The 10,177-nt window shown below is 36.2% G+C and carries 11 protein-coding genes and 2 pseudogenes; 9 read left to right on the plus strand and 4 right to left on the minus strand.

Annotated elements, in window-relative coordinates; genetic code table 11:
• Positions 1–518: 518 nt before the first annotated feature.
• Positions 519–707, minus strand: a complete 189-nt coding sequence (locus GH741_RS11690) for a hypothetical protein (protein WP_153736969.1) — start codon at positions 705–707, stop codon at positions 519–521.
• A gap of 405 nt (positions 708–1,112) precedes the next feature.
• Between GH741_RS11690 and GH741_RS11695 the strand changes: the two genes are divergently transcribed.
• Positions 1,113–1,310, plus strand: coding sequence for a DUF4177 domain-containing protein (locus GH741_RS11695; RefSeq protein ID WP_153736970.1), 198 nt, complete (start codon positions 1,113–1,115; stop codon positions 1,308–1,310).
• Between the two features lie 404 nt (positions 1,311–1,714).
• On the opposite strand, the gene GH741_RS22425 is transcribed toward GH741_RS11695, so the two are convergent.
• Positions 1,715–1,936: a type II toxin-antitoxin system HicA family toxin gene (locus tag GH741_RS22425; protein ID WP_420809399.1), complete on the minus strand. Its 222-nt coding sequence runs from the start codon at positions 1,934–1,936 to the stop codon at positions 1,715–1,717.
• 354 nt (positions 1,937–2,290) lie between these two features.
• Here GH741_RS22425 and GH741_RS11705 point away from each other — a divergent pair, with 354 nt between their 5' ends.
• The 4 genes from GH741_RS11705 (at position 2,291) to GH741_RS22130 (ending at position 3,977) form a co-directional block, all read left to right on the plus strand.
• Positions 2,291–2,695: a type II toxin-antitoxin system HicB family antitoxin gene (locus GH741_RS11705; protein ID WP_153736971.1), complete on the plus strand. Its 405-nt coding sequence runs from the start codon at positions 2,291–2,293 to the stop codon at positions 2,693–2,695.
• A 100-nt stretch (positions 2,696–2,795) separates the two neighbouring features.
• A complete protein-coding gene (locus tag GH741_RS11710) occupies positions 2,796–3,689 on the plus strand; it encodes a hypothetical protein (RefSeq protein WP_153736972.1) in 894 nt (297 codons plus the stop codon).
• A gap of 23 nt (positions 3,690–3,712) precedes the next feature.
• Positions 3,713–3,844 (plus strand): hypothetical protein, encoded by a 132-nt coding sequence (locus GH741_RS22125; protein ID WP_276608228.1) that lies wholly within the window; start codon positions 3,713–3,715, stop codon positions 3,842–3,844.
• A gap of 1 nt (position 3,845) precedes the next feature.
• On the plus strand, positions 3,846–3,977 hold the full coding sequence (locus GH741_RS22130) for a hypothetical protein (protein ID WP_276608229.1): 132 nt from the start codon (positions 3,846–3,848) through the stop codon (positions 3,975–3,977).
• Positions 3,978–4,292: 315 nt separating this feature from the next.
• Here the strand turns inward: GH741_RS22130 and GH741_RS11715 are convergent, their stop codons facing one another.
• On the minus strand, positions 4,293–5,216 hold the full coding sequence (locus tag GH741_RS11715) for an aldo/keto reductase (RefSeq protein ID WP_153736973.1): 924 nt from the start codon (positions 5,214–5,216) through the stop codon (positions 4,293–4,295).
• Between the two features lie 173 nt (positions 5,217–5,389).
• Here GH741_RS11715 and GH741_RS11720 point away from each other — a divergent pair.
• A pseudogene (locus tag GH741_RS11720) lies at positions 5,390–5,890 on the plus strand (Gfo/Idh/MocA family oxidoreductase); the annotation flags it as partial.
• A 286-nt stretch (positions 5,891–6,176) separates the two neighbouring features.
• Here GH741_RS11720 and GH741_RS11725 read toward each other — a convergent pair.
• Positions 6,177–6,365: a hypothetical protein gene (locus GH741_RS11725; RefSeq protein ID WP_153736974.1), complete on the minus strand. Its 189-nt coding sequence runs from the start codon at positions 6,363–6,365 to the stop codon at positions 6,177–6,179.
• 767 nt (positions 6,366–7,132) lie between these two features.
• Between GH741_RS11725 and GH741_RS11735 the strand changes: the two genes are divergently transcribed.
• From GH741_RS11735 to GH741_RS11745, 3 genes and pseudogenes are all read left to right on the plus strand, one after another.
• Positions 7,133–8,413, plus strand: a complete 1,281-nt coding sequence (locus GH741_RS11735; protein WP_153736976.1) for a glycoside hydrolase family 27 protein — start codon at positions 7,133–7,135, stop codon at positions 8,411–8,413.
• Positions 8,414–8,712: 299 nt separating this feature from the next.
• Entirely contained in the window at positions 8,713–9,729 is a 1,017-nt protein-coding gene (locus GH741_RS11740; protein WP_153736977.1) for a Gfo/Idh/MocA family protein, read from the plus strand.
• 80 nt (positions 9,730–9,809) lie between these two features.
• Positions 9,810–10,177: pseudogene (locus tag GH741_RS11745) on the plus strand (alpha/beta hydrolase); the annotation flags it as partial.

Genomic DNA, 10,177 nt, shown 5'->3' on the forward strand with positions numbered 1-10,177 from the left:
TAAATTTGTTTTTTTTGAACAGGTGACGATTTCTGTACATAATGCTTTAGAATTTGTGAAGATAGTGTCGCTATAAATATTATTCAGGTAATTGGTGCGTTTATCTCATATCGCGTCTTTTATGTTAGAACGTTAATGTTGAATAAGACAGACAAAAATAACAACAGATTAATGTATTGCGCAGTACAACAAATGGAAATATTAGAAACTGGAGTGCAAGGTTTGAAGTAGTAGTGGTCGTAGCGGTGCCACCTTGTTTATGATGTGGTTAAGCACTTTGCAATTAAAGGAGCATTCCTGTTAGGAAGAAAATTTGGGGAAATATCAACGGAGATGACAAGTGCATAAAAAAAGTCCCTTTGGTACGATAGAGAGTCTCATGCATGACCTCTAATTTAGTACCGAAGGAGGACTACTAAAATGGATGTTACACAAAATGGAAAATTAGTGTCAGGAACCTCATATGCACAAGTGTCTACAGGTGGTGCCTGACATCAACCCCATTTAATTATTTAGGATCAGTATTCATCATCGTCATCATCATTAGACCAAATATCGATAAGTTCACCAACTGTCAAAAGTCCTCTCTTAAAGTTTTCACGATTAGACAAAGCTTCACTTTTTGGTAGTATTCCATCTGAAATCGCATCTTCTAATCTATCCAATTCATCTTCTGTCAATCCCCAATCATCTTGGCTTTTATTCATTTTTTTCCCCTCCTTATAAGTGTTTGTATTCTCTCACACAAATATTGATTCCAGAATCGCAAGAGAAAGTAGCAAAAGAACTGGTATTAGCCAAAGTGCTTTAGCAAAACAAATTGAAAGTTGTAATGATAGCATCAGAAACTTTTTAAATTAATTTTTGATGTTTGATGGTTAAAACATTAACTTATTTTATCTATTGATTTTGATTAAAGGGTAAGCAGGAAATATAAGTTAATCTACGAAAGATATTTTAGAAGAATTTATGACTAATAATATTGAAATTCCTAAATATCAACTTTCAAAAATGTTATTGAACATAGTAAGTAATGGAGTTGGATGACTTTTCTTTTGCAGGAAAAAACATACTTTTGTCGAAAATAACCGTAGAAGGAGAGTGGAGATAAAATGATTCAATGGGAATATCACGTAATGACATGGAATGGTCAAATAATAGAACGCGAAGCTTTGGACCTTGAAAGCCAATTAAACGCTTTAGGGCAAGAAGGATGGGAACTAATAAATGTAGTTCCACAAATAGCTGGTTTCAATGGAGATGTAACGACAGATTTTAATCAACTAATTTTCAAAAGAAAAGCAGAATAGTACCCAATGTGGTGCCTGACTCCCGTTTTTTGTCGGTCTCGACATATTTCGGGAAGTGACAGGCGCTTTTTTTGTTCGGACTAAAATAAGGTAAGTAAATTAGAGGAATAAATACTTATTGTATGAGAAAATAGTAGTCTTAAGTTCTTGCATCATCTTCTTACTCAAATTGGCAAACAGTCCTCTCACTTCCGAATAAATCCAAACTGATATGTAAAATACATTTTTTGACGCAACTTCTATTCATTCGCCAATCACATATAGAGAAGAAGTTACAGTAAGTGATTTTGCGGAGGAAAAGATTAATGTTGATGTTTAGATATTTCCAATAATACTTGGTACTGGTCATGAGCAGGTAATTGTTGATTAAACGTTATTCTTGTAAATGTAAATAAAAATCTAGCCTATCTTTTTCTTAAAGATAGGCTAGTCCCTTTTTCTAAGCTTTTTAATACCCCAATGGATAAATCTTTATTTCCATGAATTGGAACAGTAGCTACAAAGTTAATTCCCACTTTCTTAAATTGGGCGTGAGACCCCGATGTGCGTACATGAATCCATCCATTTTTTTGAGCAATTTTTCCACTTTTTTGAAGTTCATATGGTTTCCCCTCCAGAAAATAAATTCATAATTAAAAACTGAATTTTAATCTGCTTGAGGGTTTCAATTGGTAGCGAATGCTTTTAAAAACCATACCCATAGCATATCTCACTAGAGTGGATATAAAGTAAATGTCCATTTTGTATATTCATATAAAATTGTATATGTTTCTATAAAACTAACAGAAATTAATTATTAATTTTCTCTGCTTATTATATTGTATTTTATTTTCTGGACTATGGTTAGACACATATGAATAAAAAGGGAATAAGAATAATTTACCATAAATGAGTCCGCATTACAAAAAAGCGTCCTTGATATTGACACGTACTGAACACGTGTTATAATAAGCGTATTAAAGTAGAAAGAGGAGTTTTCTATGGATCAAAATTACACCTATCCCATAATATTAGACTTTTCTGATGATGAAATTATTGATATTATACTTCCTGATTTTGGAAATGTTATGACCTGTGTAAGTAAGGGTGAAGACTATATAACTGCAGCACAGGACTTTTTATCATTAACGATTTTAGATTTAGAAAATGAAAATAAAGAATTACCAAAAAGATCAGAAATCGAAAAACTAAAAATAAAACGAAAACAACAAATGGTTTATATTAATATATGGATGCCATACCACAGGTCAAAAGTCAAAGAGGTTTTTGTGAAAAAGACTCTAACTGTACCTGCGTGGTTGGATGTTTTAGCTAAGAACAATAATATAAATTTTTCTTCTATTCTAGTTAAAGCGTTGAAAAAAGAACTAGATATCAAGAAATAAATTAATTATAACTTCCTTATCTAAATTTTTGTTGAGGTATGTTAGCCAAAATTAAACAACCATTTGTTATAAGTTAGGATTTGTGTTTGGGGGAATGGTAATGTTACTAGAAATAGAGGCTCATTTAAGAGTGGGTGAGGTATTTAAGGTGCAGCAGTTCCGTTATGGGAATCATGTTGATTTCTACAGCCATCTATTATTGGAGAAGGGGTTTAAGTGGGAGCATACCGCTTCTAACTCAGACCGATTAAAATATGGGAGAGACCGTGTAGAAGAAGCTCTCAAAATCAAAAAAATTATGCGGTTCCTTACAAAAAGGACAACCATTTATGGTGTTTGTATTGAACAAAAGGAGCAGCATTCCCTTATCTATTTTTTCGGAAAGGTCGGAGATAGAGAAAAACTAATTGCTAGAATTGGGAAATTAGGCGATGCAGGCAACTCTTTCGAGGAACTATATTACGAAAAGCTAGATGAAGAAAAACCTGTTGTGTTAGAAAGTTTAGCAGACTATCATCCCTATCGGAACTATGATGGTACTTACAACCCTGACTTTGATACACATAGCAAAAACATCTTAGATTTAAAGGATCAGGAAAATCATGCAATTGATTATTTTTATCAACAGTTAAATGACCGTATAAAATCTATGGTAATTATCTGTATCGTACCTTCCTCCAATGCAAAGAAAATAGAATCTGGCATATGTGACTTAGGGAAAAAGCTAGCACAACAAAAGGAAAGGACTGATGGAACGCACTGCCTCCGAAGGCATACATCCATCGAAAAAGTAGCGAGCGGTGGCCCGCGATACATCAAGCCACACTTAGATTCAATTTGCGTTGAAGATAAAGAATTGTTTCAAGGGAAAAAAGTCCTTCTACTGGACGATATTGCAACATCAGAGAGTTCCATTTCTGCGTGTCAGGAACTGCTTCTACGTGCTGGGGCAAAAAGGGTAGAAAAAATTGTATTAGGTCGCACGAGGAGATAATCCTAGGAAAAGTGGTGACTTACATGAGTAAAACTTTATGGTTAACGTTTTCTAAGATACCCGGGGTTGGAGCGAAAACATTAGTGAAGTTGTATGATAGCTTTCCAGAGTTAACCTATAAAGAATTGATTACTAATCCCATCTATACTATCTAAAATGATTAAATTCAAGAAAATTATTTATTACATAGAAGATAAATCCTATGTGGATGAGTTATTCAATCAGCAACGCTTACAAAATAACACAAAAGATGATTTTGAGGATTTTATTAAGAAAAACGGTTTATAAAAGTAGTAGACAAGACGAGGAGGAATTAACTTCTCGTCTTATTGAATAATCAGTTGATTGGGAAGGCAATGTAACAGATTTGTATATTTGGGAAGTACATAATGTGGCTTTGTAATAGGCACTATTTGTTACTTGTCGTTATCTAAACAAAAAGAAATAGCCGTCCCCTTAACTAAGGTAACGGCTACATCCTTTAATTATAATAATTTCAAACCCACAGTCAGACAAGCTTTTTGACTTAACCAGGAGAAAGGGTCAATCACAATCCGTGGACAACTGCCATTAATAATGTGCGACCAATAATCGTGCTTGAAATTAAGGGAGTATGTTTCCAGCAGCTCGATAGATGCTATACCATTCTTCACGTGTAAGGTGGACATCGCTAGCTTTTATACAGTCTACTAATCGTCCTTCATTCATCGTTCCGATTACAGGTTGCATGTTCGCAGGGTGACGCAGCAGCCATGCAATAGCAATCGTTGTATTGGATACCCCATACTTTGCAGCAACCTCATCAATTTGTTTGTTCAAATCTGGGAACTTTTCGTTTCCGAGGAATACCCCTTCAAAAAATCCATACTGGAAAGGTGACCAAGGCTGGATGGTAATGTTGTTTAACCTGCAGTAATCAAGCACACTGCCATCACGATTTACTGCAGCTTCATTTGTCATATTGACATTGATCCCACTTGAGATCATCGTTGTGTTGGTAACGCTTAATTGAAGTTGGTTGGCAACAATCGGTTGTTTTACATATTTCTTTAAAAGCTCCATCTGCATTGGATTCTGATTGGAAACTCCAAAGTGTCTTACTTTTCCAGAACTTTCGAGAATATCGAAGGCTTCTGCAACCTCTTCAGGCTCCATTAGTGCGTCCGGACGATGAAGAAGAAATGTATCCAAATAATCTGTTTTCAGACGCTTTAGGATATTGTCAACAGAATGTAAAATATGTTCCTTGGAAAAATCAAATGTGCTTACATCTGGTCGAATACCGCATTTAGACTGGAGAATCAACTTTTCGCGAACATCATCATTCATGTGAACAGCGTCAGCAAATATTTCCTCACATTCACCTGCACCATAGAGATCAGCGTGATCAAAAAAGTTCGCGCCATTTTCTAATGCTGTTTGTACAAAGCTTTCTGCCTCTTTTTTATCGAGTGAATTAATCCGCATACAACCAACTGCAACAACAGGTACTTCTAAATCACTTGTTCCAAGCTTAATTGTTCTCATCTGTCACGTCTCCTTTTCAATTTTTCTATGTAAATATGAACTAAAACTAATTCAATTATATCAATATTTATCGTAGATGTCTTTTTGTAAGTGTCTGTCCCCTGCTTGGAGAAACGGTACCTGGTACTTCGAATGGACAACTGTCCACCGGGAGTTCCAGGCACCTTTTTCCTGGACATGGCTGCCATACACTAGATCAGGCTATTAGTTATTTTGGCAAGCCAGATCATATCCATTATGATGTAAGGCAGTTATTGGGACAAGGAAGAATGAACGATTATTTTGATATAGATTTATATTATGGAGGGTTGAAGGTATCTATTAAATCGAGTTATTTTAGACTGATAGAAAGACCTAGCTTCGTCGTTTATGGCAAAAAGGGATGCTTTGTGAAAGGAACCAAAGATCGTCAGGAAGAGCATTTAAAGTTATTTTACATGCCTGATAACGAAGATTTTGGTCTAGATACCATCAAACATTATGGTGTACTGACATATATTGTTGAAGAAGGAACAGTCCACGAAGAAAAACTGAAATCCGTAAATGGCGATTATGGAAGAGTATATGATGATCTATATGAAGCCATCATCCATGGCAAAGATAAAACCATTACAGACGAACAGACACTGCTTCAAATGGAAATATTAGAAACTGGAGTGAAAGGTTTGAAGTAGAGTGGTCGTAGCGGTGCCACCTTGTTTATGATGTGCTTAAGCACTTTGCAATTAAAGGAGCATTCCTGTTAGGAAGAAAATTTGGGGAAATATCAACGGAGATGACAAGTGCATAAAAAAAGTCCCTTTGGTACGATAGAGAGTGTCATGCATGACCTCTAATTTAGTACCGAAGGAGGACTACTAAAATGGATGTTACACAAAATGGAAAATTAGTGTCAGGAACCTCATATCCACAAGTGTCTACAGGTGGTGCCTGACATCAGCCCCATTTAATTATTTAGGATCAGTATTCATCATCGTCATCATCATTAGACCATATATCGATAAGTTCACCAACTGTCAAGAGTCCTCTCTTAATGTTTTCACGATTAGACAAAGCTTCACTTTTTGGTAGTATTCCATCTGAAATCGCATCTTCTAATCTATCCAATTCATCTTCTGTCAATCCCCAATCGTCTTGGCTTTTACTCATTTGTTTCCCCTCCTTATAAGTGTTTGTATTCTCTCAAACAAATTCCAGTTTATATTTGTTATTTAAACAAATATTGATTCTAGAATCGCAAGAGAAAGTAGCAAAAGAACTAGGCATTAGCCAAAGTGCTTTTGCTAAACAGATTGAAAGTTGTAATGATAGCATCAGAAACTTTTTAAAAAGTAATTTCGGATGTTCGATGGTTAAAACATTAACATATTTTATCTATTGATTTTGATTAAAGGGTAAGCAGGAAATATAAGTTAATAAGCTATAAAAAATGAGCTTATTAACTTATATTATATAGGTATAAGCTTTATAACTAATATTTATATAATATAAGTTTTTCAACTTATAAATATAATAATGCTATTGCTTTAATCTATAGGTATTTATTTGAGTCGTAAGTTACATAAAATATTCAGGAATACCATACTGTAACATGAACATTCACCCAATCTTTTTTCACTTACATCATTAATAAGTTTATCTCTAAAAATCTATGTAGAAACCACAAGCATATACAAAACTATGGACACTTGTGCATATGAGGTGCCTGATACCAATTCTATTGACCAAATGAATATCTCAATAATTTTAAGGGGTCAATTGTTTTCTAGTTTCTGGAGAAATGTTTTATGGTAGTCGTAGTCTACCATAAAAGGGAGCAGAACAAATTCCTACATTTCTGAGAACAACCCTCTATTAAATGCGCTTACATTACTGGTATGATGGTAGTATAGTAGAAATTAAAAGGGAGTGGCTCTATGAAACATCATCAATTTGCTTTAACACCTCCGATGGGATGGAATAGCTGGGATTGTTATGGTGCGACAGTTAGGGAGGATGAGGTAAGAGGAAACGCTAAATACATGGCCGAAAATTTGAAAGAATATGGATGGGAATATGTCGTTGTGGATATTCAATGGTCAGAATCTGGTGCAGAGTCTTCTGTTTATCGTCCGTTTGTACCATTGGAGATGGATGAATACTCACGGTTGGTACCAGCAGAAAATCGTTTTCCATCTGCAAAAGGTGGAAAGGGTTTTAAACCATTAGCTGATTATATACATAGTCTTGATTTAAAGTTTGGCATTCATATAATGCGAGGAATCCCCAGACAAGCAGTTCATCGAAATACTAATTTGTTAGGTACTACTAAAGGGGCGCGTGATATTGCAAGACCCAATTCCATATGTCCGTGGAATACAGATATGTATGGAGTGGATATGACAAAGGAAGGGGCACAAGCGTATTATGATTCTTTATTCCAACTTTACGCTGAATGGGAAATAGACTTTGTCAAAGTGGACGATATTGCAGATTCAAAATTATACAGCACTCATACAGAAGAAATAAGGGCAATTAGAAAGGCTATCGATAACTGTGGCAGGGAAATTGTTCTAAGCTTATCACCAGGACCTGCTCCGCTAGAACATGCGAGTTTATTAGAAGAGCATGCAAACATGTGGAGAATGACCGATGACTATTGGGATAAATGGGAGTTGTTGTATGACATGTTTGAGCGTTGTTACAAATGGAGTAAAAATAATGGGAAAGGTTACTGGCCAGACGCAGATATGCTCCCACTTGGGCATATCGGAATACGCTCGCTTGACGGAGGTGGTGGTGACAGATGGACACGTTTTACCAAAGACGAGCAGGTTACGCTGATGACACTTTGGTCTATCTTCCGCTCACCACTTATGTTTGGTGGAGAGCTTCAGGATAACGATGAATGGACGTTATCATTGTTAACAAATGAAGAAGTATTATACGTCCACCAACATTCATATGGCGCGAGACAAATATATCGAGAAAATGATTGTGTTGTCTGGTCTGCGCGTGATCGGAACGGGAATACTTTTGCTGCCCTATTCAATATAAGTGATGAAGAGACAACTGTTTCTGTAGATTTAGAAGAACTGAATGGTAGTGAGTCTAAACTAGCTAGGGACTTATGGAATCATACGGAAGCCCCAATTAGTAATAACAATATTAGCTATACATTGGCACCACATTCGTGTAAGTTCCTTCGTTTTTCTTAACAAGTATCATTAACAACAAAAACATTTATGGGCATTTTGCAAAGCATTTAATTGAAGGGATTTGGGTTGGCAAAGACTTTCCAATTCCTAATACAATCGGGATTCGTTGAACAATGGGATGCATGTCACTTCCCGCTTTTTGTCGGAAAGTGACTAAGCACCTCATATGTACAAGTACTCACAGTTGGTGCCTGATACCAATCCTTCGGAACAAATCCGAATTGGAACCTGGTAGCGGTGGTTTACACGCCATTTAAATCTTTAAATCTTACCCTTGCTATGAGGAAGGGAGTGATGATATGAATGAACATAAAATCATAGTAGCTGGCTGTGGAAGTATGGCCAATACATGGATCGATTACGCAGTGCAACGTGAAAATGCTACTATTGTTGGTCTGGTGGATATTTTTGAAGAGAGTGCAATCAAGATGGCGGAAAAACGAAAACTTGATGTTCCTACGTTTACTAGTTTGAGCACAGCTATTACTGAATCGGGAGCTGAAATAGTTTTTGATGCGACAATCCCTGCTAGTCATAAACAAGTAGTAGAAACAGCACTAAAAGCAGGATGCCATGTGTTTGGTGAGAAGCCTATGGCAGAAACGATGGAGGACGCACGAGAAGAAGTAAGGCTAGTTAAGGAAACAGGAAAGCATTATTTCGTGATGCAAAATCGTCGCTATTTAAAGCAAATCCGTGCGTTCCAATCCATTTTAAAAGCGGATGTAATTGGTGATATTGAATCGATTCATGCCGATTTCTTCATTGGACCTCACTTCGGTGGTTTTCGTGATGTAATGGATAACGTTCTCATTTTAGATATGGCGATTCACACCTTTGATCAAGCACGTTTTATCACAGGATTGGATCCTGTTTCTGTTTATTGTCACGAATACAATTCCAAAAGCTCGTGGTATAAAGGAAATGCATCTGCAATTTGTATTTTTGAAATGGAGAATGGCACTGTCTTTACTTATAATGGTTCGTGGTGTGCGGAAGGATTAAACACTTCGTGGGAATCAGAATGGAGAGTTACAGGAAGTAAAGGGTCAGCAAAATGGGATGGTCATCACGCACCGGTTTGCGAAGTAGTTGACAAATCACAACCAGAAGCTTTTATTAGGCCGGTTAAAACTGTAGAAGTTCCTTTAAATTGGGCCGGTAGGGATGGCCACTTTGGCTGCTTAGACGAAATGTTTGAAGCGTTGGAACAAGGGAGATTAGCAGAAACAGATTGTACTGATAACATTAAAAGCATTTCTATGGTATTAGGTGCGATTGAAAGTGCAAAAACGGGCAAGAAAATTACTCTGTAGTTAAGAATTGCTGTTAGAATACAAGTATTTCTATTCTAGAAACAAAAAAGGAAATGAGAGTGGTGTTGATGAACCTAGATGTGAAAGCTGTACCCCCTGGGTACAAACAATCCACTGGAACGGACCTTCAGGGTAGTGTTTTTGAGGTTGTCTACAGTGTAAGGAACTATATAAATGCTTATCGTAAGCTTGTGACATCTGAGAATATTAGTTCTAAAGAAGCGGGAAGAGAAACAGTTGAAGGAGATCCAATTACAAAGAAATGCAATGTATATCTACCTCCTGGTTACAAGGAAACAGATACAAACAAAAAATATAATGTTTTGTATTTGCTTCACGGAGTAGGCGGTAACCATAACGAATGGTTAACCGGAAGTGGGGAAGCAGATGGTAATTATGTCATCTGTAATATCTTAGACAATTTGATTGCTAATGGTGATATTAACCC

Origin of the sequence: Aquibacillus halophilus, from assembly GCF_009649745.1 — a bacterium.
Classification (GTDB): domain Bacteria; phylum Bacillota; class Bacilli; order Bacillales; family Amphibacillaceae; genus Aquibacillus; species Aquibacillus halophilus.